Origin of the sequence: Undibacterium paludis, from assembly GCF_022568815.1 — a bacterium.
GTDB lineage: Bacteria > Pseudomonadota > Gammaproteobacteria > Burkholderiales > Burkholderiaceae_D > Undibacterium.
Map to the genome: position 1 here is coordinate 398446 of NZ_JAKZHX010000001.1, position 25570 is coordinate 424015.

The 25570-nt window shown below is 52.9% G+C and carries 21 protein-coding genes; 12 read left to right on the forward strand and 9 right to left on the reverse strand.

What is annotated here, in order from left to right; all coding sequences use genetic code 11:
• Window positions 1-45 precede the first annotated feature (45 nt).
• Together LZ463_RS01875 and LZ463_RS01880 are read left to right on the forward strand one after the other, a co-directional pair.
• A complete protein-coding gene (locus tag LZ463_RS01875) occupies window positions 46-438 on the forward strand; it encodes a MerR family transcriptional regulator (protein ID WP_241453262.1) in 393 nt (130 codons plus the stop codon).
• A 2-nt stretch (window positions 439-440) separates the two neighbouring features.
• Window positions 441-845: a carboxymuconolactone decarboxylase family protein gene (locus LZ463_RS01880; protein ID WP_241453263.1), complete on the forward strand. Its 405-nt coding sequence runs from the start codon at window positions 441-443 to the stop codon at window positions 843-845.
• Window positions 846-853: 8 nt separating this feature from the next.
• On the opposite strand, the gene LZ463_RS01885 is transcribed toward LZ463_RS01880, so the two are convergent.
• Window positions 854-1312, reverse strand: coding sequence for an Lrp/AsnC family transcriptional regulator (locus LZ463_RS01885; protein ID WP_241453266.1), 459 nt, complete (start codon window positions 1310-1312; stop codon window positions 854-856).
• A 185-nt stretch (window positions 1313-1497) separates the two neighbouring features.
• The gene (locus tag LZ463_RS01890) at window positions 1498-2073 is read right to left on the reverse strand and encodes a DUF3455 domain-containing protein (RefSeq protein WP_241453269.1); all 576 of its coding nucleotides are present in this window, start codon (window positions 2071-2073) and stop codon (window positions 1498-1500) included.
• A gap of 406 nt (window positions 2074-2479) precedes the next feature.
• On the opposite strand from LZ463_RS01890, the gene rlmF reads away from it, so the two are divergent.
• Both rlmF and LZ463_RS01900 read left to right on the forward strand, forming a co-directional pair.
• Complete coding sequence (rlmF, locus tag LZ463_RS01895; RefSeq protein WP_241453280.1) at window positions 2480-3475, forward strand: 23S rRNA (adenine(1618)-N(6))-methyltransferase RlmF; 996 nt, start codon at window positions 2480-2482, stop codon at window positions 3473-3475.
• A gap of 172 nt (window positions 3476-3647) precedes the next feature.
• A complete protein-coding gene (locus LZ463_RS01900; RefSeq protein WP_241453281.1) occupies window positions 3648-4892 on the forward strand; it encodes a nitronate monooxygenase in 1245 nt (414 codons plus the stop codon).
• Window positions 4893-4961: 69 nt separating this feature from the next.
• On the opposite strand, the gene LZ463_RS01905 is transcribed toward LZ463_RS01900, so the two are convergent.
• The 3 genes from LZ463_RS01905 to LZ463_RS01915 form a co-directional block, all read right to left on the reverse strand.
• Window positions 4962-5462, reverse strand: coding sequence for a YHS domain-containing (seleno)protein (locus tag LZ463_RS01905; RefSeq protein ID WP_241453298.1), 501 nt, complete (start codon window positions 5460-5462; stop codon window positions 4962-4964).
• A 198-nt stretch (window positions 5463-5660) separates the two neighbouring features.
• Window positions 5661-6662 (reverse strand): DUF2804 domain-containing protein, encoded by a 1002-nt coding sequence (locus LZ463_RS01910; RefSeq protein ID WP_241453301.1) that lies wholly within the window; start codon window positions 6660-6662, stop codon window positions 5661-5663.
• A gap of 88 nt (window positions 6663-6750) precedes the next feature.
• Window positions 6751-7341 carry a hypothetical protein gene (locus LZ463_RS01915; protein WP_241453305.1) on the reverse strand — a complete coding sequence of 197 codons (591 nt, stop codon included), beginning with the start codon at window positions 7339-7341 and terminating at the stop codon, window positions 6751-6753.
• Window positions 7342-7592: 251 nt separating this feature from the next.
• On the opposite strand from LZ463_RS01915, the gene LZ463_RS01920 reads away from it, so the two are divergent.
• The 6 genes from LZ463_RS01920 to LZ463_RS01945 all read left to right on the forward strand — a co-directional run bounded on the left by LZ463_RS01920 (window position 7593) and on the right by LZ463_RS01945 (window position 14882).
• Window positions 7593-8903, forward strand: coding sequence for a TolB-like translocation protein (locus tag LZ463_RS01920; RefSeq protein ID WP_241453309.1), 1311 nt, complete (start codon window positions 7593-7595; stop codon window positions 8901-8903).
• Between the two features lie 118 nt (window positions 8904-9021).
• Window positions 9022-9774 (forward strand): FadR/GntR family transcriptional regulator, encoded by a 753-nt coding sequence (locus tag LZ463_RS01925; RefSeq protein ID WP_241453310.1) that lies wholly within the window; start codon window positions 9022-9024, stop codon window positions 9772-9774.
• 165 nt (window positions 9775-9939) lie between these two features.
• Window positions 9940-10851, forward strand: a complete 912-nt coding sequence (kdgD, locus tag LZ463_RS01930; RefSeq protein ID WP_241453312.1) for a 5-dehydro-4-deoxyglucarate dehydratase — start codon at window positions 9940-9942, stop codon at window positions 10849-10851.
• 44 nt (window positions 10852-10895) lie between these two features.
• Window positions 10896-12473, forward strand: a complete 1578-nt coding sequence (locus tag LZ463_RS01935) for an aldehyde dehydrogenase (NADP(+)) (RefSeq protein ID WP_241453313.1) — start codon at window positions 10896-10898, stop codon at window positions 12471-12473.
• A 130-nt stretch (window positions 12474-12603) separates the two neighbouring features.
• Window positions 12604-13974, forward strand: coding sequence for an MFS transporter (locus LZ463_RS01940; protein WP_241453315.1), 1371 nt, complete (start codon window positions 12604-12606; stop codon window positions 13972-13974).
• Window positions 13975-13988: 14 nt separating this feature from the next.
• Window positions 13989-14882, forward strand: coding sequence for an SMP-30/gluconolactonase/LRE family protein (locus LZ463_RS01945; RefSeq protein ID WP_241453317.1), 894 nt, complete (start codon window positions 13989-13991; stop codon window positions 14880-14882).
• A 121-nt stretch (window positions 14883-15003) separates the two neighbouring features.
• Here the strand turns inward: LZ463_RS01945 and LZ463_RS01950 are convergent, their stop codons facing one another.
• From LZ463_RS01950 to LZ463_RS01960, 3 genes are all read right to left on the reverse strand, one after another.
• Entirely contained in the window at window positions 15004-17736 is a 2733-nt protein-coding gene (locus LZ463_RS01950; protein WP_241453319.1) for a pectinesterase family protein, read from the reverse strand.
• On the reverse strand, window positions 17733-18569 hold the full coding sequence (locus tag LZ463_RS01955; RefSeq protein ID WP_241453321.1) for a rhamnogalacturonan acetylesterase: 837 nt from the start codon (window positions 18567-18569) through the stop codon (window positions 17733-17735). The genes LZ463_RS01950 and LZ463_RS01955 overlap by 4 nt, the downstream gene beginning before the upstream one ends.
• Window positions 18570-18665: 96 nt before the next feature.
• Window positions 18666-21359, reverse strand: coding sequence for a TonB-dependent receptor plug domain-containing protein (locus LZ463_RS01960; protein WP_241453323.1), 2694 nt, complete (start codon window positions 21357-21359; stop codon window positions 18666-18668).
• A 651-nt stretch (window positions 21360-22010) separates the two neighbouring features.
• On the opposite strand from LZ463_RS01960, the gene garD reads away from it, so the two are divergent.
• Window positions 22011-23567, forward strand: coding sequence for a galactarate dehydratase (gene garD / locus LZ463_RS01965; RefSeq protein WP_241453327.1), 1557 nt, complete (start codon window positions 22011-22013; stop codon window positions 23565-23567).
• Window positions 23568-23624: 57 nt separating this feature from the next.
• Entirely contained in the window at window positions 23625-24446 is an 822-nt protein-coding gene (locus LZ463_RS01970; RefSeq protein ID WP_241453328.1) for an NAD-dependent epimerase/dehydratase family protein, read from the forward strand.
• 64 nt (window positions 24447-24510) lie between these two features.
• On the opposite strand, the gene LZ463_RS01975 is transcribed toward LZ463_RS01970, so the two are convergent.
• On the reverse strand, window positions 24511-25557 hold the full coding sequence (locus LZ463_RS01975) for a bifunctional nicotinamide-nucleotide adenylyltransferase/Nudix hydroxylase (protein ID WP_241453330.1): 1047 nt from the start codon (window positions 25555-25557) through the stop codon (window positions 24511-24513).
• Window positions 25558-25570 lie beyond the last annotated feature (13 nt).

A 25570-nucleotide genomic window follows, 5' to 3' on the forward strand; every position in this document is an offset into this window, starting at 1 on the left:
ATGTACACTTGACTTAGAGTTGACTCTAAGTTCTACCATTTCAACGTGACCAATAAACTCATCACCATAGGCGAACTTGCCACACTGACTGGCCTGTCTGCACATACCCTGCGGTTTTATGAAAAAGCCGGAGTATTGCAAGCGGCCAAACGTGCCGACAGTGGACATAGACGTTATAACAGTCAGGACATGGTCTTGCTGCAGTTTGTATTAAGGCTCAAGCAGACCGGTATGCCACTGACTGAAATTCGCGATTATGTGCAGCTAATGGCGGATGGTGATATGAGTTTGGAAGAGCGCCTGACGATGCTGAAGCTCCATCGTCAGCGCCTGGCCATCAAAATGTCTGAGCTTGCAGAAAACGCCAGCGCCCTCGATGACAAGATCCGGATTTATCAGCAAAGGATAAGGAAGGCTGGCAAAAAACAGAAAGTCTGATCATGAATCACAATACGAAAATTCTGGACGACACACTGCGCTTTGAACGCGGCTGGGAAAAACTGAAGGAAGTCGATGGCACAGCAGGCGAAAAGGTTGTGTCAGCCATGGCCGATATTGCGCCCGATTTTGCCCGCCACCTGGTAGGGTGCTTTGGTGATATTTATTCACGGCCACAACTGGATCTGAAGTCACGTGAAATTGCTGTCGTGGCAGCCCTGACGGCGCTGGGCAATGCCACACCGCAATTGAAAGTACATTTGCATGCGGCATTGAATGTTGGTTGCAGCAGGGAAGAAATCACCGAAGTCATCATGCAGATGTCGCTGTACGCCGGCTTTCCGGCGGCGCTCAATGGTTTGTTTGCAGCTAAGGAGGTCTTCGCTGAATATCAACAGCCAGCCTGAAAATTGAATCAGATAGGCAGGCAATAACTCTGCTTGACGGTATCCATCACCACCGTGGTGCGGAACTTGACGATATTTTCATTGACGAAAAATACGGCACGGGTGAACCGCTCATAGGCAGCCATATCACTGGCCTGCACGATGAGCATGAAATCAAAATCACCGGCCAGGTAAAAGCATTGCTGCACCTCGGCCAGGGACTGCATGTCTTGTTTGAAGGTGTCGATAACGTCTGCCAGGCCCTGTTTAAAGGCAATTTCAACCACGATGCTGAGGGGATATCCGACGGCCTGGGGGGCAACAATGGCAACCTCAGCCTTGATCACGTTCTCTTCGCGCAATTTGCGTATGCGTCTTTGCACGGCCGTGGCAGACAAACCTATGTCTGCACCGATCAACTCGGCCGAATGACGGCAATTCTGTTGCAGGTAGCGCAAGATGGCGAGGTCAAAACCGTCTAGTATCATTGCTTCTGATGGAAGAGTTCATAGTCGGGTGCTTATTATGGACCGCAATGATGAACTCTATGTTGCTTTCAGGCACTGAAAACTGTAACAGTTGGAAACAGACCGCCCCTGACCAGGAACACCTGAGTTGCCACTTCTACGACGATAAACTGTGCTGAGAGTCTATCGTCATGAGAAGTCCGGCATCAATTAGCTTTATAGAAATTGTAAGTTGCCTTGTATTGCACACGTGACTCTGCACCAATCTGGAAATCAGAGCAGCCTTTGACTGGCGCCTTGCCGCCCACGGTAGCCACGCGCTGTATGCTGGTCACACCTGCAAATTTACCCGAACCAGTGGTTGACTTGGCTTTCAATAACAACCAGGGGATGGCGTTTGCATCCGGGCCGTCATTTTTGGCAACGACTTCACCAACTACTTTGCTCCCGTCCCTGGCTTCCCAGGTCGGGCCGGCGTAATGTTTGCCGATCTTGGCGCCGCTGCTGTCCAGTAAATCAGCCTCTGGTGCACGGAATACCCATTCAAACTTTTTGGCCTCATCCTTGCTGGCTTTGCAATCATAGATTTGCACACCATTTGCCGCCATTTCAAAAGCCAGTACCTGACCAGCCGGCGCCTTCAAATTGTCTGCAGAGAAGGTGGTCGGCGCAGGCAGCAAAGGCGGAAATTTGGGCGTCGGGGTACTGGTCACAGTAGGAGCCGTAGAGCATGCAGCCAGCAAGCCAGCAGCAAGCGCGATAAGCAAGAATTGATTCTTCATTTGTATTACCTTTTTATAACGAGCATAGGGTCAGAGGCGGATTTGCCAGGATTTGCAGTACCATCGTTCTCTTTTTTGCCTGAGCGGTGCTTCAAACACCATTCAGCTTTGCCCCATACATCCAGGCTAGATTAAGTGGGCAAATTTTAGCAATGGCGCTTGAAGATTAATAAAACACTTACCGAATTTTACAACCTGCAAATGTGGTTTTATATAGCCATATACTTAGGTATGCCTAAAAATACCTGGCCCTGCTTTAGTCAGCCAGCAATACATTTGCCTGGATACCTCCTGTCTTTTGCACGCCCGCCGGATAACAGGCATCAACTCGTGGGACAATAACTGTCTTCGCATCAGACACGGGTCTGGAATATAAAGTGGAAAATATAGTGGGAAATACAGCTTCATGAGCAATCAAAGCAAAAGCAGGCAAAAGAAAGCTGCCCCGACTTCCGCAATGCATCCACGTAATCGCCACCAGGGTCATTATGATTTTGCCGCGCTGATCAAAATAGAGCCCGCACTGGGCAAATTGCTCACTGATAATCCCATGGGACAAACAAGCATGGATTTCTCGAACCCATTGTCTGTCAAATTGCTCAACAAAGCTTTGCTGCATAGCTGTTATGGCATCCACGGCTGGGACTTGCCTGCGCACAATCTTTGCCCACCCGTACCAGGCAGGGCGGATTACCTGCACTATCTGGCTGATTTGCTGGCAACCGGCAATATGGGCCGGATACCAACAGGCGAGAATGTGCATGCCCTCGACATCGGCACCGGCGCCAGTTGCATTTACCCACTGATAGGCAGCAGTGAATATGGCTGGCGGTTCACCGCAACCGACATCAATACGGATTCGCTGGGCAACGCACGCCAGATACTGGCGCACAACCCTGAGCTGGAAAAACGTATCGACTTACGCCTGCAGGAGCAGGCTGATAGCATATTCAATCATATTATTGCATCGGACGACTGGTTTGATGTCAGCCTGTGCAATCCACCTTTCCACCGCTCGGCGGCAGAAGCCAGGGCTGGCAGCCTGCGCAAATGGGAAAACCTCGGGAAAACCACCCGTGACCAGCAAGGTCAGCCCGTGCTGAATTTCAGCGGCCGCGATGCCGAACTCTGGTGTAAGGGCGGTGAACTGGCATTTATCCAGAACATGATCAGGGAAAGTGCGGGCATACCCACAAAAATTTTATGGTTTTCCAGCCTGGTATCAAAGTCGTCCAATATGCCTGGAATACTCGACACCTTGAAGCAGGTCAAGGTCTGCTCACATAAAACCATTATCATGAGCCAGGGCAATAAAGAGAGCCGCCTGATTGCCTGGACCTTCCTGAATCCCGCACAACATACGGCCTGGGCCAAATTACGTTGGTCAAATAACAAGAGATGAGACGCCTCTCCTGCCTATTTACAGGCTGACGGGAATATAATCTTAGCCATGCAGGCATGGCCTGGCTTACAATCTCGTTCGTCTTCTGGATTGCAATGCAAAAACAGGGCAAGTCCAGTGCAGCATTACCCTTAAGTGATTTACTTTTGAGCAAAATGTGTCAAGGATAACAATGAAACGTGTAGATGATTTCCGCCTGAAGCTGGGCAAAGATGAACTGGTTCCTATCATGATCGGTGGCATGGGTGTCGATATTTCCACTGCTGAGCTGGCTCTGGTCGCTGCACGTCTCGGTGGCATAGGTCATATTTCTGACGCGATGGTGCAGGATGTCTCTGACCGCCGTTTTGACACCAGCTTCGTCAAGGATAAAACCAAACTCTACAAATACAATATCAACAATTCTGACAAGACCGACGTCAAGTTCAACCTCGATCAACTGGCAGAAGCAACCCGCCTGCATATAGGCAAAACAATGGAAGCCAAGCAGGGCAAGGGCATGATCTTTGTCAATTGCATGGAAAAGCTGACCATGAATGGCCCCCGCGAAACACTGAAGGTGCGCCTGGAGTCTTCACTTGACGCCGGCATTGACGGTATCACCATGAGTGCAGGCTTGCATCTCGGCTCATTTGGCCTGATTGCCGATCATCCGCGCTTCCGCGATGCCAAACTCGGCATCATCGTGTCCTCGGTACGTGCGCTGCAATTATTCCTGCGCAAAAACTCGCGCCTGAACCGTCTGCCTGACTATGTCATCGTTGAAGGCCCGCTGGCGGGTGGCCATCTCGGCTTTGGCATGGATTGGGCTGAATATGACCTGCAAACCATCATCACCGAAATCGTACAGTTCCTCAAGGCTGAAAACCTCGATATCCCGCTGATCGCAGCCGGTGGCATTTTCACCGGTAGTGACGCTGTATCCTTCCTGGAAAACGGTGCATCCGGTGTGCAAGTGGCGACCCGCTTCACGGTAACCAAAGAATGCGGCTTGCCAGACAAGGTCAAGCAGGAATACTTCAAAGCCAGTGAGGACGATATCGAAGTCAATAATATCTCGCCTACCGGCTACCCCATGCGCATGCTGAAAAACACGCCTGCTATCGGCGACGGCATACGCCCAGGTTGCGAATCTTATGGTTACCTGCTTGACGGCAGCGGTAACTGCGCCTACATCACGTCCTATAACCGTGAAGTGGCGGCCAACCCGGATGCAAAAAAAATCGTTGTCATGGACAAGACCTGTCTGTGCACCCATATGCGCAATTTCAATTGCTGGACTTGCGGGCATATGACCTACCGCCTTAAAGACACTACCCGCAAACTGCCTGACGGTACGTATGAATTGCTGAGTGCAGAGCATGTGTTCCGCGACTATCAGTTCAGCGTCGACCACCAGATCGCCTTGCCTGTCTGAGAAACAGGTCTCAATATGGAAAAAACCGCAACGCTTCAAACGCTGCGGTTTTTTTCAAACAAAAACTGATCACAGTTCCGACGGTTTTTTGCTGGCGATTTTTTTCCAGTTGGTTTTCGCCAGGTCGATATTGCCCGGGATGTCTTTGGCCCAGATAGCACGGATCTTGGTATCGAGATTGAAGTAGAGCTTGTTATCGATGATGTCGTACACGTCCGGGTCTGCAACGAACTTTTTGCCTATCGAAGCACCATAGGCGCAATAGCCACCGAAGGCTGGCAGGTATTTTTCAGGATTTGCCAGAAAAGTCTTTTTGTTTTCTTCGCTGGTAAACAGGTAATCCACGCCGTCTATCGTTGCCACATGATGACCAGTGCCATGTGCAGGTTTTTCACTCGTGAAGAAGGTGGTCAGGTCATAGCCACGTGCGCCAATGACGCTATTGGCGACGGTGTCGGCAGCACTGATGCCAGGCACTGCCGCCAGCGACAGGGCGGCGATTGCCGATAACAGGATAAATTTGATTTTGCTGACCAGATTGGCAGTCAGGCTGTTGGATGCGCGTGTCATGAGAGTTTTCCTTTCAGGGAATGATGAAGTCCAGATTTCACTTTGCACGGTGCAGAGCGAAGGCCTTCACTTTAATTAATTCCATGAAATTACAGAATCCTCTTAAATAGCAATTAATTATTCCAATAAACGGAATAAATGTTGAGTAAAGAGATTCGTCTCTTCTGCGCCGTGACAACCAAGTCCATGCACAATGTTTCACCATCTGGAGAAGTGGTCCTCAGTCACGCCCACGAGCTTATCGACTTCACGTTTGGGAGCATCCGGATTGGCGCGTACCCAGCCTTTAAATGTGCCTATGGGCTGTACATAACGGCTGACAGCAATCAACAGGTTTTTGTTCTCTGCCCGCAAACCTTCGGGATGGAAATGCAGATCAAGCAAACCATCAACAGTACTGATATGCCAGGCTTGCATGGGATCGTCAGGATTGAAATCAAATCTGGCCTCGGCCAGGCTGATCAGTTTGCCATCCAGCCACAAGACATTTTCATGATTGCCAAAGTAACCTGCCTGCAAATTGAAACCCATATCCCGTCCATGTGCTGAAGCCCAGCGCCAGCCTGTCTCTCGCGCCAGGAAGCCATTGCTATGGTCATAGCTGGCAACACCGTGTTGCAGTTTGAAACTCTGTTGCCCGATACGGACTTCCCCGCTCACAGCCATGCCTGCAGATTTGACGGTCGCATGTACGGTACCGCCTTGCACTTCACCTATCGCCAGCAGGGGTGGCGCTGATTCATGGCCATCAAGTACGGCATTGATATGAAAATCCCCGCAATTAAGCAGCAGTTGAAACTGTTGGGTACCGGCCAGGTGCCTGAAGCTGATTTGCTTGCCAAAAAACTGAAAACGGGAAGCCGCACCGCTGGCCGGATGCGCATTCAATCTGGCGCTGATGCCTGGTATGCCGTCCCGGGAGTAACTGGCAATCAGTTTTCTTTCAGTCCTGTCGAATACATAGGCAAATGCAGTATTGGTCCAGCCCACATCAACGATGGCGATACCGCAGAATAATTCATCTGTCGCCAGCGCCACATAATGCCAATGCTTGTGATGGAATTTTTGCCAGAGCGCACCGCGCCGGTGTGGTGCCCCCAGGGCAGACCAGTCTATGATCTCAGGTGCACCGGCAAATTTGCCGAATTGCACCTGCGCGTCTGGATTCAGTACGTGAGCCGGGGCCGGGAGCAGGTTCATGATGCTGACGAAAGTATGGGGGAAACTGATTCTGCCGCATCTTGTCTAGAGCGTCTATTTCAAAGTAGGCGTCTTCTGTTCTTCGACTTCAGTTACAGTCATTGGCGACTGTATTCATTTCCATGCGTTTCTGACTTGTTACCAACCTCAGCAAGGCATAAGACCACAACATCACGCCAACACCAAAACAGCCGTAAGGATCAGTCGGTCCAGAGAGAATGAAAGGATAGGTAATCGCAAACACGCTGATCGTCAGGCCCAGGTAGAAATGCGCCCTGATCCGGAACAGCCTGGCCAAAGGCAGGAAATGCAAACCAACCACCAGGATAGCCATGGGGATAACCCAGTCTGACAGCCCCAGATTGATGAGCACATTACTGCCTACAAAAATAGTGATCCATTGCGCTACGTTGACAAGATGAAACAGCCTTGTCACCCTGCGTTGCTCCGGTGTATTGGCCTCATCCTCTGCATAGATCTTGAACTGGCGGTAACGACTGAGCGCCAAGCTGAATATGCGGTGACCGATAACCGCAATCAGCAATAAAACCAGATAATTGCCATGCAGGGCGCGCTGATTCCACAATACCAACCAGGCAGCGCCAAATATTGAGAAAAACATGGCGCCCTTGGCGCGGCTGGCAAATGTTGACAATTCAGTATTGGAGAAGTGAGTCATGGCAGGCAATCCCGTTTGTGGTTGAAGTGCGGCCAGTGTCACCGATTCGCCGTACCAGAAACAGAGCAAAGTGTCAGGACTTGCAGGTGACAAATGTCACCTGCGGTCAACACTCTCTCATGGAAAAAACAATCGCCGTCGTTTGTGCGGCGGGCGCTCACTGATATGCTTGAATGCATAATATCGCTTTGCCATTTGTGCTATTGATGGGTACGATTTGCCTGTGCCATTAAATTCAGGGGAAACATCAGGTGCATATACTCATCATCATCGTCGTCTTGCTGGCCCTGGCTTATATAGTCAACCAGGTCATGCAACAAAAGAATTCAGCTCAGGATAGCGCCTCACAGTCAGGTCAGGCAGGCAATGGAAACCATCCCGTACACCAGGCCAATCTTGACAGGGAAGCCGCTGCCACGGCGCTTGCCTTTATCGCGGAAGGCAAATTGTTTTACCGCCCTGCCCATGGCGAGATACGTCAGATACACAGCCCCTATGTGCAGGAAATGCTGGACAAGCTGGAAAAACACCAGGAACGCAATGCCTGGAAACAAAATACCAGCTTCGGTGTATCTGCCTCTGGCGGCTTGCGCCAGTTTGATAAAAAAAATGTCCAGATCAATACCAGTTCCATGCAATTTGATGAGCAGGGCCGGATACTGTATTTTTTGCAGGACCAGGGCATAGGCGGCCTGTTTTCTTACCATCTCGACAGCGGTGAAGAAAGACGCATCATACACAGGCAAAATCTGTCACTGGCTGATTTGAACCTGGACGCCGCCAGCGGCAAGGTCCTGGCCACTTCCACTGACAAGTCCGGCGCCAGCAACCTGGTCATGCTCAATCGCGAAGGCGAACAGATGCGTGCACTGACCGGTGGCGATACGCTCGATACGGCGCCCTGCCGCATCCCTGGCGCAGATACACAGATCCTGTTCCAGTCCACCGGTATCGCGCGTGACCAGAGTGGCATGCTGGTGGCTTATGGCAATGCCAGCATACAGATGCTGGACACGAAGAATGGTTCCATTTCAGCCGTACTTGACGACCCGCAGTATGATTACCTGCATCCCCGTGTTTGCCCCAGGGGGAATCTGCACTTCATACGCAGGCCCTATGAAATACCGAAATATGAAACCAAAAACGCCTTGCTTGATACCCTGTTTTTCCCTTTCCGCCTGTTGCGGGCAATATTTCATTACCTGAATTTTTTCTCCCTGATGTATAGCCGCAAGCCACTGACCAGTGCATCCGGCCCTACGGTAAGTGCCGACCTGAAAGAAATCATATTAAAGGGCAAACGGATTGATGCAGAAAAGGCTCTGCAAACAGAAAACAAGGTCAACGGAGTGCCTTCGCTGGTGCCTGCTTCATGGCAATTGATCAGTCGTGACCGCCAGGGCAAGGAAACCGTGCTGGCAGCCAATGTAGTGTCCTATGATATGCGCGCAGATGGCAGCATCATTTACTCCAATGGCCGGGGCATATTCTTGCTGGGTGGTCCCGGGCAGTCCAGCCTGATCATCAAGAGTGACCTGGTGGCTGACGTGATTGTGCAATAAGCTTGAGAACAGCTCCCATATTCATCAGTCATCATACATCAATTGACGGGTTTTTGAGTTAAAATCAATTTTGTATATACTTTTTACTTGTTTAACACCCAACACCTTACGCTGACTTATGGAAACTCAAGACTTTGCCACCACCCTGCCGTCCAAAAGACGGCATAAGAGCCTGTCCCAGGGACTGGTGGAAAGTATCAGCAATAACATCAAGAACGGTATCCTCAAGCCTGGTGAAAAACTGCCCACCGAATCGGCCATCATGGCCTTATATGATGTCAGCCGCACCGTCGTGCGTGAAGCAATTTCGCATTTACAGGCAGCCGGCCTGGTGCAGACCCGGCATGGCATAGGTACGTTTATCCTGGAGCCCGGCCAGAATAACCTTGGCGTCTTGCGTGAAGCCATCGTCACTGTCAGGGATGTGCTCGACATACTCGAACTGCGGATCAGCCTGGAAACCGAAGCAGCCTGGCTGGCAGCCGCACGCCGCACCGAAGAGCAGGCGACCGAACTGGGCAAGGCACTGGAAGACATACTTGCCAGCAAAGAAACCAGCAATGCTTCAGTCAATGCAGACGTACGCTTCCACCTGCTGATTGCCCAGGCTACCGGCAATCGTTATTTTGTTGACATTCTCAGCAATCTTGGCAATACCATCATCCCGCGCGCCAGGCTTAATTCCGCCATGCTGAGCCTGGATGCAACCCATAGCTATCTGGAGCGCGTCAATCGCGAGCACGAAGATATCTACACCGCCATCCTGCGCCAGGACCAGGAAGCGGCCAGGGCCGCCATGCGCACCCACCTCAGCAACAGCAGGGAAAGATTGCGGCAGGCACAACAGCGCATGGAAGCATCGCCAGCCTGAAACCGGAAAACCATGAAAAGATGAAAGTGTGCTTGCAGACTTATATTTTAAGTTGTACGATGACGTATGACTTAGTTATTTGAGCCCAATTTTCACAAACCCTTGCCTGACTTTCCGACTTTGCCAGACAGCAATCAAACCAGGCTTCCCATTTTGGAGACAAACATGCATCCACAAGAACTCAAACAAATCCTGTCGTCCGGTCTGCTGTCCTTCCCTTTGACGGATTTTGATGCAGCCGGCGACTTCAATGCCAGGACTTACGCGGCACGTCTTGAGTGGCTCGCGCCGTATGGCGCCAGCGCCCTGTTTGCCGCTGGCGGCACGGGTGAATTCTTTTCCCTGACGCCCAATGAGTATTCGGACGTGATCCGCGTGGCTGTTGACACCTGCCGTGGCAAGGTGCCCATCCTGGCTGGCGCCGGTGGCCCAACCCGCACGGCAATCGCCTATGCCCGCGAAGCAGAACGCCTGGGCGCCCACGGCATCCTGCTGTTGCCACATTACCTGACAGAAGCCAGCCAGGACGGCCTGATCGCCCACGTCCAGGAAGTCTGCCGTTCAGTCAAGTTTGGCGTAGTGGTGTACAACCGTGGTATCTGCCGCCTGACAGCCGATTCACTGGAAATACTGGCCGCCACCTGCCCCAACCTGATCGGCTTCAAGGACGGTATCGGTGATATAGAACTGATGGTGTCGATCTGGCGCCGCCTCGGCGACCGCTTCAGTTATCTCGGCGGCTTGCCGACTGCAGAAGTCTACGCTGCAGCCTACAAGGCACTCGGCGTGCCGGTATATTCATCCGCCGTATTCAATTTCATGCCCAGACTGGCGATGGATTTTTACCATGCCGTCGCGGCTGATGACCATGCGACTACAAATCGCCTGATCGACCAGTTCTTCCTGCCTTACCTGGAAATCCGTAATCGCAAGGCCGGTTACGCAGTCAGTATCGTGAAAGCAGGCGCACGCCTGGTCGGTCACAGCGCCGGTCCGGTACGCGCACCGCTGACCGACCTGACTGCTGCTGAAGATGACATGCTGGGCAAGCTGATCCTGGCACAGGGTCCGCAATAAGCTGCGCCTGAACGCCACAAAAATATCGCAAGAAGGAGCTGGAAATGCACATCACCGGGCAAATGCTGATCGGTAAAAAAGCAGTCTTTGGTCTGGCTGGCAATATCAAGGCCACAGACCCGTCCACCAATCAGGAAATTGAACCTGTATTTGGCTATGCCACATCGACTGAAGTAGAGCAGGCCTGCGGACTGGCTGAGCAGGCATTTGATACCTACCGTAACACCACGCTGGAACAGCGTGCACGTTTTCTGGAAGCCATTGCCGCCGGCATACTCGATCTTGGCCCTGCCCTGATCGAACGCGCAGCACAGGAAACCGGCCTGCCGGTCGCCAGACTGGAAGGCGAACGCGGCCGCACCGTCAATCAATTACGACTGTTTGCCAAAGTTGTGCGTGATGGTCACTGGCTGGCCGCCACCATTGATGCCGCCTTACCAGATCGGGCCCCCTCACGCCCCGACCTGCGCCTGCAAAAAATTGCTCTGGGCCCGGTGGCTGTATTTGGCGCCAGCAATTTCCCGCTGGCGTTTTCTGTTGCCGGTGGTGACACGGCTTCTGCCCTGGCGGCTGGCTGCCCGGTTGTTGTCAAGGCGCACAATGCTCACCTTGGCACTTCAGAACTGGTTGGTCGGGTGATACAGCGGGCAGTCGCCGATTACAACCTGCCGGAAGGCGTGTTCTCCATGCTGATCGGCGCCGGCAGTCAGGTCGGCCAGCAACTGGTCAGCCATCCAGCCATCAAAGCAGTAGGCTTCACCGGGTCCCGCACGGGTGGCCTGGCTCTCGTCCATACTGCCAGCCAGAGAAAAGAACCCATCCCTGTCTATGCAGAGATGAGCAGCATCAATCCGGTATTCCTGCTGGAACATGCCCTGGTTACACAAGGTGAACAACTGGCCAGGAACTTCATTGATTCCCTGACCCTGGGTGCAGGTCAGTTCTGCACCAATCCCGGCCTGGTGATTGCGATCGAGAGCGAAGCCAGTCAGGCTTTCCTGCATCAGGCAGCCCAGGCGCTGGAAGACAAGCATGCCTCGACCATGCTGACGCCAGGCATACACCAGGCCTATGTCAAAGGGAGTTCACGCCTGGCTGATATCGCCGGCCTGCGACTGGCAGGCAAGGGGCAGGCGGCAGGTTCGCCCTGTGCGGCGCAGGCCATGCTGTCAGTATGTTCGGGCAGTACCTTCCTGAATACACCGGCTTTGCAGGAAGAAATCTTTGGCCCTTCTTCCATCGCCATCCTGTGCAAAGACTTCACTGAGGTTCTGCAAGTAGCGGCTTCCCTTGAAGGACAACTGACTGCGACCGTACATGCAACGTCAGAAGATCATGCACAGGCACGCAAGCTCCTGCCTGTACTCGAAAGAAAAGCGGGCCGCATTCTGTTCAATGGTTTCCCTACCGGGGTCGAAGTCGCTCACGCCATGGTACATGGCGGACCTTTTCCGGCCACTTCAGACAGTCGTACCACATCGGTAGGCGCGACGGCCATAGAGCGTTTCTTGCGCCCGGTCTGCTACCAGGGCATACCGGCAGCTTTGTTGCCAACTGCACTGCAAGATGACAATCCATGGCAAGTGACACGTATGATAGATGGCAAACTGACGCCGGCATGAAACCGTTCTGATCAGGGAGGCATTTCCTGACCAGAACAAGAGAGCAGCAGCAAGAAAACAGGTCCAGTCAAGCACACAGCCAAGATGTGCAAAAAAGGCCGTTGCAAACAAAAAACAAGGAGACGCTCGAATGAGCCAGCAAACCATAGGAAAATACCGGTGGACGATATGCGGCCTGCTATTTTTTGCCACAACCGTCAACTACCTCGACAGGCAGGTACTGAGCCTGCTGGCGCCAGACCTGTCCAGGGAATTTGGATGGAGTAATACCGACTACGCCAATATTACGGCCGTGTTTCAGTTCGTGTATGCGATTTCAATGCTGTTTGTCGGTCGCCTGATCGACAGGATAGGCACTAAAAAAGCCTTTATCTGGGCTATTTCCATCTGGTCTCTGGGCGCCATCATGCATGCGTTTTCCGTGCCCATGGGTGAAGGTTTTTCCGGCATCATGACGACGCTGGGCTTTGCGGCGGTACCGGTATCGATAGCGGGCTTCATGATTTCTCGCGCTGTGCTGGCAATAGGTGAAGCTGGCAACTTCCCGGCGGCGATCAAGGCAACGGCAGAATACTTCCCCAAAAACGAACGTTCATTTGCCACCGGCATTTTCAATTCTGGTGCCAATATAGGCGCCATCCTGGCACCGCTGACCGTTCCCTGGATAGCGGCGACCTGGGGCTGGCAAACGGCTTTCATTTCTATCGGTGCAGTCGGCTTTGTCTGGATGCTGTTCTGGATCATGCTTTATGACAAACCTGAACAGCAAAAGCGCCTGTCCGCTGCCGAACTCGCTTACATCAATAGTGGCACCGCCGAAGTCGCCCAGGCTGAAACGGAGACTGTGACAGAAAAGAAAGTCTCGTGGTTCAAGTTGCTGACCTACAAGCAAACCTGGGCCTTTGTCATCGGCAAGTTCATGACAGACGGTGTCTGGTGGTTTTTCCTGTTCTGGCTGCCCAAATACCTGCAGGCGCAGTACCAGATGCAAAAAACCGATATCGTCATCCCGCTGGCTGTCCTGTACAGCATGACCATGGTCGGCAGCATAGGTGGCGGCTGGTTCCCCAGCTATTTCATGAAGCAGGGTCATAGTCCATACAATGGCCGCATGAAAGCCATGCTGGTGATTGCCCTGTTCCCGCTGGCGGTCCTGCTGGCCCAGCCGCTCGGTTACCTGGGCCCCTGGATACCGGTGGTCTTCATCGGCATAGGTGCTTCTGCCCACCAGGCCTGGTCAGCAAACATCTTCACGACCGTGTCAGACATGTTCCCGAAAAAATCAGTGGCATCCGTGGTTGGTATAGGCGGCATGGCAGGCGGACTTGGCGGCGTGCTGATATCAAAGACGGGGGGCTGGCTGTTTGATTATTATGGAGCTCTTGGCCATATACAGACTGGCTACTCCATCATGTTTGCATTCTGTGCGATGGCTTACCTGATCGCCTGGAGCCTGATGAAACTGCTGGTACCGACCCATAAAGATATTACTGACCTGTAAGACAATCTGGCCACATGACAGCACATTCACATATAGAAGCCATACCGGCAGTCAATTGCACTGTCGGTGAAAGCCCCCTCTGGCATGCGGAGCAGACGGCCTGGTACTGGGTAGACATACCGGCAAAAACCATCTGGAAACTCGATGCACGCTCTGGAAAGTTGCAGTCCTGGCAAACCACGGAAATGGTCGCCTGTATTGCCCTGAAAGACGATGGCGATTTTATCGCCGGCATGGAAACAGGTATCTTCAATCTGCATCTCGGCGACGGTCTGCGCGCCCTGCAAACCCGTCTGGCAGCCCCGCCTGAGCTCGGCAACGGCATGCGTTTTAATGATGGTCGCTGCGATCGTCAGGGGCGTTTCTGGAGTGGCACCATGTTCATGGACATGGCAGCAGCCAAAGCCCTGGGCCGCCTTTATCGTTATACCAAAAAGCAAGGTCTGTCAGGCCCGGTCGTCAGCGAATTGCTGACGCAAAACGGCCTGGCCTGGTCGCCGGATGGCAAGACCATGTATCTGTCTGACTCCCATCCGGCCAGCCAGACTATCTGGGCGTATGATTATGACACCGACGAAGGCATGCCGCATACACGCCGGGTATTTGTCGACATGAAACCGCTGGCTGGCCGGCCTGACGGCGCCGCCATGGATATCGATGGCTGTTACTGGATATGCGGCAATGACGGCAGTTGCGTCCTGCGTTTCACACCACAGGGCAAACTTGACCGCAGCATTGCCCTGCCCATGATCAAGCCGGCCATGTGCACATTTGGCGGACCTGACATGAGTACCCTGCTGATCAGCTCGATCGGTGCGGGCAAGGCAGAGGGTGATCAATGGGCAGGCAGTCTGGTGCTGGTCAGACCAGGAATTGCCGGCGTACCCGAAACAAGATTTTCTCAGTGACAGTCAAAAGTAAAAGAGCAGTTCTGCCTCATCCGTTTGCAGCAGCGCTTTGCAATGCGCACTCGGGATTTGTTTGTCCCGGTGCGCATCTTTTTGCCGCACGTATGTTCTTGCGTGAACATCATTCATCTGTGTTATTGAACTCTGCAAGAAATATGTTGTCTGGTATCCGGTTTTTGTCGAAAGGGCCGCTGTAGCCCAATTGTCTTACAGGATCAATTTTTGCCGCCAGCAAATTGGCCCAATACTCATCCGCATTGAATTGCGCCGGACGATAAGACAAGGTACCACTTCTATTCCAGTCTGACCAGGGTTGGGATTTATTGATATGACTGCCTATCATTGAATTCATCACTACCATCTTGCCCACGGTTTCCAGGGCCTTGCGGGTAATCGTGCCGTTCGGCGCCGTATATTGATCCGTATCACCGACCTGGCAGCTATAACCGGGAACAGCCATGCTACCGTAAGGTGTACAACGTGAATTATGGAACCATTGTCTGAGCAGGTAAAACTTGCCTGCCTTCGCGTTCTGGCTGCCATCGTGAGTGAAGCGGCTATGATCAAAAACAAAGCCATATCGTGACCTGATATTGGTATTGGGTGCGGCGGCATAGGATGTCGTCCTGTCGCCCAGCGATTTGATTTCTGACTGATAGAAAAAGGCTGTCGCATCGCCAAAGATGAAATCCACATCGCCTTCTATGTAGGAGCGATTGAAGAAATACCTTGCTGTCTCAGCATTCCGGCCATTCTTCAAAAACAAAGTATCCTGGAACCCCAGCAAACGCACACCATCAAAATGGGTTTTATCTGCACCATCCAGCATTACGGCCAGCGCCTGATGGTGGACAACAGGTGCAATACTCGGTTCAGCAGGCTCGCGTGCATTGCCTGTGTCTTTGTTAAAGGCATTTTCCACGCTGATATTCCTGAGCTGGAAACCCGGGCTTTTTACCCATAGCACGGCAGTGCCAAAGGTCCCCAGTACCGGCCTGTCTTTCAGGCTGTCATACATGGCGCTGATGGCAGGGTGGACTTTTTCAAACTGTGTCGAAAACTGCCTGATATAGCTGTTTCCCGTTACTGCCGCATCAAGATTGGCTGTGATACGGGTATTGGCGGCATCGCTGCCGTATACCGTGATGGCTGTATCGGTCGCCGGTATGTAGACCAGTTCCCTGTATATGCCTGGTTTGACCTGAATGTAGATGCGCGCTTTTTTTGTCTGTGTTTTTGCCAGATCAGAAACTGCCTTGCTGACTGCGGTCTGCACTTTTTTGAAAGTCCGCTGACCGTCTTCAGGCGCACTGGCATCGACCACATAGTCGGCTTGCAAACCTGCTTGCATCGCGATCGGTTCTGACAAAGGGTCCCAGGGATCAGGTTTTTCTTCGCCGGGCAAACCGGCATACTTCAGGACTTCGGCATAAGAAAACATTTGCGCCATCGCAGCATCAAGTTGCGGCCTCTTGTCAGCCAGTTGAGCAACTGAAGGAAATACCGGGAAGGCCTGGTCACATTGACTGGCATTGAGCGGCTCCCTGGCAAAACCTGTCATTACATCCGGATTGCCGTCTATGCCATCATCTGCTTTAGTTGAAAGCAGCTGCACATGTGCTATTTCGCGAGCGCCACCGGCACTGACCACCACATCCTGCAAACGCAGACTGAGGGGGTGCGCAGCATCATAGGCTCTCAGAGTAATCCGGCCTGGCGTCAGTGACTGTACATGTTCCAGCCGTATATCGCGATATACCGGTATCAGGTCACCTGTGGCATTTTTTGTATACCTGGTATCAATATCAATAGGCGCCCTGACATTGCGTATGCAGACATGGCGATAGCTGACATTCTGCACCAGACCACCACGTGAAATATCGCTCTTGATACGCAGGCCCGATGTGGTGCCATCCATACTGAGGTTTTCCACCAAAATATTTTTTAGCCCCCCGTTGGTTTCGCTACCTATGGACATGCCATGGCCAGAATAGAAATGGCTGTCACGCACGGTGATATTTTCTGTCGGTCCATTGTTGCCCGCCTTGATCGCCACATTGTCATCACCGGTACGTATATAGCTATGGGCTATCGTGACATTGCGAGAGGAGATGGGGTCTATGCCATCGGTATTACGGGCATCTGCCGGTGTATCTATGCGTACACCCCATGCGGTAAAACCGTCCACCTGGTTCAGGGTGACATGGAAGTTGGGTGAATTCTTCAATGTGACGCGGTGCAGGGTGAAATTGCGGGACTGCGTAACTTCGAGCAAACGTGGCACATTCTGGCGACTGTTTTCTTTTTGCGCGCGACGTGCGATTTGCCACCAGCTTTCCGGTTTGCCCTGTATGCGCTGACCACCCTGACCATCAATGACACCCTCACCATAAATGCCGCTGGATTGAGTATGATCAGCCGTCATGAAAGGTTTGCAAGCCCTGCCTTTGTCATCATTGCTGCCACAGGCCCCGCTGCCCTTGTCATAGTCTTGCGGATTGGTCGATGCAAAGACCGTCACGCCAGCATCGATCAGCAGGGATACGCCATCTGGCAAATTCAGTGCTCCAGCAATAAAGGCCGTTTTACCATTCTTGCTGATGAGTCGCAATGCCTGGCCAGGCTTGCATAAGCCCAGTGCTGCCTGCAAACGCCCGGTATCGGGGGCTCTTGCATAGGCTTGCTCATTGCCTGGCACGTCTTCCTGTGCACTGAGTACGGTACAAACCGGCGGCGCCTGTGGTTCTTTCACCTGACGTGTGTCCTGTGCCATGGCTGTGCCGGCATACAGCGTCGTAACACTCAGCATAACTGCAAGAAACTGGCGAGTTGACGGTGTTTGCAAGTGCTTCATTGCCCGCCCTCTTTCTTCAGCTTGTCATTGATTTCGGGAACAGCCTTGCGCAATTCTGCTATGACCATGCCGGAAAAAAACATGGCCCCCTTGCTACCGAGGTGGGTGCGGTCAAATGCTGGCCTGGCAGCACCAGCCCGCTCGGTCTTGATCGTATCGGCAACTGGCATCGTGCTGGTGACAATCTCTGCAGACGTGGGTGGTGGCGCCATCGCCATGGTATCGGCCTGGGCTTCGCCCATGGCTTGCACAGCGCGATAACTGATGGCATTGAGGTCTATGGCCGGGACATGTTGGGTGGCAGCGACTGCCAGGCTGGCTTCTGCCCAGGGACGCAAATCATTCTGCAATTGTCCGGCCTTGAATGTACGCCTGGTCAATGGTGTCACCAGCACGGCCTGGGCACCGGCCGCTTTCAATTCTTCGACATAGCGTGTCATATTGACCGGGAATTCTGTCACCAGGTCAGTGGAGCGGCCCGGTTTGCCGGGCTGGTCATTATGACCAAACTGTATCAATACCAGGGTCCTGCTGTATCTGGCATTGTCTTTCAGCAGCGTCTGCACCACATCCCATGATCCCTCTGCGCGGTAGCTGCCTGAGCTACGGCCACCCTTGGCCAGGTTCAGGCAAACCACATCAGGCTGAAAATTCTGGCAAAAGGCATCGCCATATCCACTGCGGCTGGCCATGGTCGAATCGCCAACCAGTATCAGACGTACCGGCCTGGTATTGTCAGGTTGTGCAACCTGATTATGACTGACACTGGTGCAAGATGATAATAAACCGGCAGCCAGCAGGCCGAGTACCGCCGGGTAGTGTAACAGTCGCATGCCATCCTCGCTAAAATCAAAAAAGAGGCTATAAAAGCCCCTGTCAAAATAATGCATATCCTGCCCCGGTAAAATACCGGGGCAGGATATGTTCCATCAGAAGTTGTATGTCAGGCGTACATTGAACGCGCGACCGATAGGGCTGGCTGCACTGCTCAGGTAACCATAGGTATAAGCATTGTGATTGGTCACTGGCGGCCTGGCATTGAGCAGGTTGGTGATACCGGCAGCAATCGTGGTATTTTTGAAGCCGCGATAAGTTGCGGTCCAGTTCCACAGAGTGTAGGGCTCAATATCCCTGAAATACTCTGCTGCCACCAGGTTCTGGTCGTGATAGCCGGTATTGTAGTTTTGCGTCAGTTGCGAACTCCAGTTACCCTGGTTCCAGGACATGGTCAGTGTATGTTTCCAGCGGAAGGTGATGATGGGGAAGCTACTGGTCGTACCGTTGCTGGCCAGGCCAAAACGACCGATATTGGACGCATAGGCACTATCTTTTTCCAGCTGGTTGTCAAACTGCGTCAGATAAGTGCCATTGAGTTCAAACTTGAAATTCCCGAGTGAAGTCTTGGGAATGGAATAAGCCAGGCCAACGTCTATGCCTGATGCCTTCTGGCCACCCAGATTCATCGTGATGTTCTTGATATAAGCGAGTGAACCATCAGGGTTACGTACGAACAGGTCTGCATATTTGGCCGGGTTGAGGAAGTACACTTGCTCCGGCAGATTAGCCAGCATATCCTTCATCTCTATATGCCAGTAATCGGCAGATACTGTCAGATTCTGCACTGGTTCAGTCACCACACCCAGGGTAAAGCCACGTGAAGTTTCTGGTGTCAGGTCAGGATTGCTGCCGGTCTGGCGTGGCAGCGCCACATTACAGACTGTTGACGCCACCAGGCCAGGCAAGGCTTTGCCTGTACCTGCCACACCAGGTGTGCCGCCCGGGCATTGCAGGGGGTCATCCCATTTCGAGGCTGTCGTGGTATTCGCGCCCGGAACACGGTAACCATAGCGATCAAACAGAGTCGGAGCACGGAAACCGGTATTGGCAGAACCTCGGAACATCAATGATTTCATCGGCTGATAGCGGAAGCTGGCCTTGGGATTGATGGTATTGCCAAAGTCACTGAAATGATCATCACGCACTGCCACGTTGAAATTCAATTCTTTGGTGACCGGGATTTCCATTTCAGCATACGCTGCAGCGACATTACGCGCCCCCTGACCATGTGCCGGACCAGATGCTGCATAAGTCACCAGCGATGTGATATCGGTCTTGGTGTCTTCTGTCGTATCGCGATGGAAATCAGTCCCCAGGGCCAGGGTCAGCGGGCCGCCGGCCAAAGTTGTCAGTTCAGTCGACGCAGTCAGGTCAACGCCAGTGTAGGTACTGATGGAGTGTCGGTTCAATGCGCCATCAACACCTATGCTTTTCAGGTAAGCCTGACCGGCAGTATCCTGCAAGCCAAACGGGTTCAGTGTGCCATTGGCTATGCCGGTCAGCAGTGCCGGGCCATTCACATAACCGGACTCATAATAATTGTCGCGCTGGCTGTGTCCATAGACAAAACCGAGTTTGTAATCCCAGTTGCCAAAACGGCCTTCGTCATTGACAGTGATGCGCTGGTTGACCTGCACGTCCTTGGTGGTGGCTTCCGCCAGGTCAGCAACACTCCAGGTTACCGTCAGCGGTTCACCTTTCAGACCGGCCACTGCAGGCACGCCGCCGCTGCCGCCCGGATACCATTTGCTGGTCGATGGCAGCAAGGCGCTGACGCCGTTGGCTGCCAGGCTGGTGGTCGGGTTCTTGGTGCCCAGTATGTATTCCTGGCCACGCATGTAATCGACAGTCAGGATGTGGTCATCACTGAATTTCTTGGTACCTTTGGCATAGAAAGTGACCTGCTCATTGCCATACAGGGCCGTACCGTAGTAGGTGGCATTGAGAATGCAGGTATTCTTTGCCCCCTGTATGGAATAAGGACCTACGCATCCACTGTTGTAATAGGGATTGGCGGCATTCTTGTTGGTCGCCGTCGTGAAGTTGGCCGGCATGGCATAACCGCCACTGCCAAGAGTAGGCGCACGACCTATGCTGGTCAATAATTCGGGGGTGCTCAGTTCGGCACGATCCGATGCCAGCAACCTGCTGCGGCGATGTGCGTCAATGGTGCCGTAGAAATTCCAGCCATCTTTTTGCAGATCACCGGTACCGAAAGTGGCGCTCAGACGCTGTTCATCGCCGCCGCCGGATTTCTGTGGTTTGACCAGTTGTGCAGAAACACTGGTGCCGTTGAATGTACGTTTGGTAATGAAGTTGACCACACCACCGATTGCATCAGAACCATAGATGGAAGATGCACCATCACGCAAAATCTCCACCCTGGCAATCGCGCTCATGGGTATCACATCAAGATTGGCGTAACCGTCAGCAATCGCTTCATTCGCCAGACGGCGACCATTGAGCAATACCAGAGTACGGTTGACACCCAGACCACGCAAATTGATATTGGTGCCGGACCCGGCATTGGATGGCGCCAGCGAAGCAGATTCAGGCAGGGCCATCATCAGATCGGCCAGGGTGGTCATGCCGCGTTTTTCCAGCTCTTCACCGCTCACCATGGTGACTGGCAGTGACGCCTCGGTCGCCAGGCGCTTGATGGAAGAACCTGTCACTTCCACTTTTTGCACTTCGTCCGCCTGCGCCTGACCAAGCATCGTCAGCACTGCCACCGCGATCGATGACAAGACGAATACCTGCCTGGGGGTTTTCTTTTCGTGTTTCATTACTATGTCTCCGTCTGATTTTTTTACATGAATTTCTTACTCCAGCGCAGGGCATGGGGCAATGATGGAGTACCTCGCGTACCCTGTGCCACTGCAACGAGGATGGGTGCTATTGCCCCAACGAGGTCGCAGCCGGTCAAAAATCGTCAATTCATTTGTCGCAAATGTTGTTCTTTGCTTTGACTGCCTGTCTTGCGAAACCACTGATTGCAATCACACGATACAAGCAGTGCAGCCACCAGCTCCATGGCACTGATTCACTATGCAAATCAGCTTTTTTATCAAGGCCGCATCAGCAGATCGGGAAAAGCAAGTTTCTCACATTTCGGTCAGACCATTTTAATGTGGCTGGACCAAATATGCAATGTGGACTAGCCAAATAATTTGAACGGTGGCATACTCGCCACAGTGATTGATACATCACCCTGCTCACTGCGCGTTGAGGAGCGCGTGAAACTGGCTCGCATTCTCATAGTAAACAAGGCGTATTGACAGATTGAACAGGTTGATCATGCCCTGACAGCACGGTAAGCAAGCAGGACAGGGGCTGGATGCAGTCAGTAGATTTTGGTAAGACCACATGCATGGGTGACTGGTCTTTCCTCATGGAATTTGCATAAACAAGACAATGAGCAAAAGCAAGAAGGAAAAATGATGAATACTTCCAGCCCCAAGCTGCCACTTTATATACGCATGCATGACAACGACAACGTTGCCATCGTTGCCAATGATGGCGGCCTGCTGGCAGACACGGTCTTTTCCTGTGGCCTGACTTTACTCGACAATATCCCGCAGGGTCATAAAGTAGCCTTGCATGATATTGCCCAGGCCCAGCCCATCACCCGTTACAACGTCACCATAGGCTATGCGGTCAGGGACATACCCAAAGGCAGTTGGGTAGAAGAGTCGCTGATACGCATGCCTGACGCCAGGCAATTGCTGGATCTCCCCATTGCCACTCGCGCCGCCCCCAAAACAGAACCGCTGGAAGGCTATAGTTTTCTTGGCTATAGAAATGCCGACGGCAGCGTTGGCACCCGCAATATACTGGCCATTACCACGACTGTGCAATGCGTGTCCGGTGTGGTTGAATTTGCCGTTGCCCGCATCAAGGCTGAATTGCTTCCCCGGTTCCCGCATGTCGATGATGTCATTGGACTGGAACACACCTATGGTTGCGGCGTCGCCATTGATGCGCCCAATGCCAATATCCCCATACGCACCGTACGCAATATCAGCCTGAATCCCAATTTTGGCGGCCAGGCCATGGTCGTCAGCCTGGGTTGTGAAAAACTGCAACCGACCAGGCTTTTTCCCAAAGGCAGCATACCGATACAGCATGGTGGCGAACCGCCCCACATCTGTCTGCAAGACCAGGCGCATGTCGGCTTTGACAGCATGATCAGCTCCATCATGGCCAGTGCTGAAAAACAGTTGACGGAACTGAACAAGCGCCGCCGCGAACCCTGTCCGGCATCCGAGCTGGTAGTCGGCGTGCAATGTGGCGGCAGTGATGCTTTCTCTGGCGTGACAGCCAATCCGGCAGTTGGCTTTGCCACTGACCTGCTGGTCAGGGCCGGCGCCACCGTCATGTTTTCTGAAGTAACTGAAGTGCGTGATGGCATAGACCAGTTGACCTCGCGCGCAGCCAATGCCGATGTGGCTGCCGCCATGATCAGGGAAATGGCCTGGTATGACGAATATCTGAAGCGTGGCGGCGTCGACCGCAGCGCCAACACCACGCCTGGCAATAAAAAAGGCGGACTGTCGAATATCGTTGAGAAAGCCATGGGCTCCATCGTCAAATCAGGTACGTCAACCATTTCCGGCGTATTATCACCCGGTGAAAAGCTCAGCCAGAAAGGCCTGATCTATGCAGCGACACCCGCCAGCGACTTCGTCTGCGGCACCTTGCAACTGGCAGCCGGCATGAACCTGCATGTTTTCACCACTGGCCGTGGCACTCCCTATGGCCTGGCTGCGGTACCCGTCATCAAGGTCGCCACCAGGGATGACCTGGCAAGGCGCTGGCATGACCTGATGGATATCAACGCCGGCAAGATCGCCAGCGGCGAGGCCACCATAGAAGATATAGGATGGGAGCTGTTCCAGATGCTGCTCGATGTCGCCAGCGGCAAGAAAACCTGGGCCGAACACTGGAAACTGCATAATGCCCTGGTGCTGTTCAATCCCGCCCCGATTACCTGAACCCAAGGCAAGTTGCCACACAAAACAACAAACTATCGAGATCGAGAAGGAATATTCATGAATGCAAATTTATCTGAAAAGCCGTTTAACCGCATTCTGCTGACGGGCGCTGCAGGTGGTCTGGGCAAGGTTTTGCGCGAACGTATCAAAGCCTGGGCCAATATCGTCAGGCTCAGCGACATCAGTAACATGGGTGAGGCCGGGGAAGGTGAAGAGATTGTGCAATGCGACCTGGCCGACAAGAGTGCGGTGCTGGCCATGATGGAAGGTGTGGATGCGGTACTGCATTTTGGCGGCATCTCTACCGAAGCTGATTTTGAATCCATCATGCATGCGAATATCCAGGGCACTTACAATATCTATGAGGCGGTACACAGATGCGGCGTCAAGCGCGTCATCTTTGCCAGTTCAAACCACACTCTCGGCTATTACCGTACCACTGATTATGTCGATGCCGATATGCCCACCCGCCCGGACGGCATGTATGGCATCAGCAAATGCTTTGGTGAATCGCTGTCACGTTACTACTACGACCGCTTTGGCATAGAAACCGTCTGCATACGCATAGGATCATCCTTCCCGGTGCCGACCACACGGCGTATGCTGACTACGTATTTCAGTTACGATGACCTGGTGGAAATGCTGCGCTGCTCTTTGTTTGCGCCACGGGTAGGTCACACCATCAGTTTCGGGGTATCGGACAATCCGGGCAAGTGGTGGGACAATAAAAAAGCAGCCCATCTTGGCTACAAAGCCAAGGACAGTTCCAGCGTATTTGCTCACCTCTTCCCTGACACCGTCGAATACCCGCCGGCAGATGACGTGACGACAATTTACCAGGGTGGCGGCTTTTTGCTGACAACGCCTCAATACAAATAAATCACCCCGGAGCGCATGTCCAACCTGTCATCCAGCGTATTGAAAACCAGATGACAAGATGGTTTTACTCGTCTGCAGTCAACATCAGGAATTGATCGAGGATGTGGAAGTGGTCATCAAAGAAGGCCTCTTCCATGGCTGTGATTTTGTCAATCGATACCCAGGCCGCCTGTGCTGCGTCGTCAGCAGCGCGGATGTCTGGCAGGTGGTCTGTCTGCAAATCAAAGAAATGCGCGTGGGTAATCGTGCGGCCGCGCAAGCTGCGGCCAGGGTGATCGAACACCTTCACGTCCTGTAAGGCATTTTCCAGCGTGGTGCTGAGTACGGCCAGGTTGGTTTCTTCAAACAATTCCCGTATTGCCCCCTGAAACAGGCGTTCATTCTGATCCAGAAAGCCCCCAGGTATTGCCCACAGCCCCTTGCCGGGGAAGCCACCACGCTGCACCAGCAAGACATGATCGGCCGCCTTGACGACCGCATCAACAGTGGAAAAAATGGGGGGATAAGGAGCAGGCTTCCACGCTGCCTGATAAGCCTGCAGTTGCGCATGCTCTCTCACCAGATCGGCATACTGGGGCAATATGCTCCAGGCCTTCAGGTACTGACGTATGCTGGCTGGCAGGTAATGTGTGATCACATCCAGTGAGACGCGCATGTCTTCCGCCTCGAACAGAACCTTGCGTATGATGGTGGCGTCGATAGCCAGTAATTGTTCGGCTGCCACCAGTTGCCATTGCGGAAAGCGGTTCAGATAATAGCTTGATGCATCCTTGAAATGCCCGATCAGCGCCACGCGTTTTGCATAAGGGCAGAGATGCTCAACCTTGGCGCGTACTGCCCTTGCCCAGCGTGCATCGTCATAATAATCGCGTACGGCAACAAAACTGATCCTGTCGCGCTCGGACTGGGACAGGGTGGCACGTATCATGTCTGCCCGCTCCTGCCAGGTAAACGGGTTCTTGGTACTGCGCGCATGGAAAGAAGAACCAAGCACAATCACGACTTCTTCTGCCGTTTCCAGTGCCAGTTGCAAGAGCGTGGCATGACCATTATGAAAAGGCTGGAAACGTCCTATCAGTACTGCAACATCAATTTGCGTGGAAGAGTTCATAAATCATTCATCA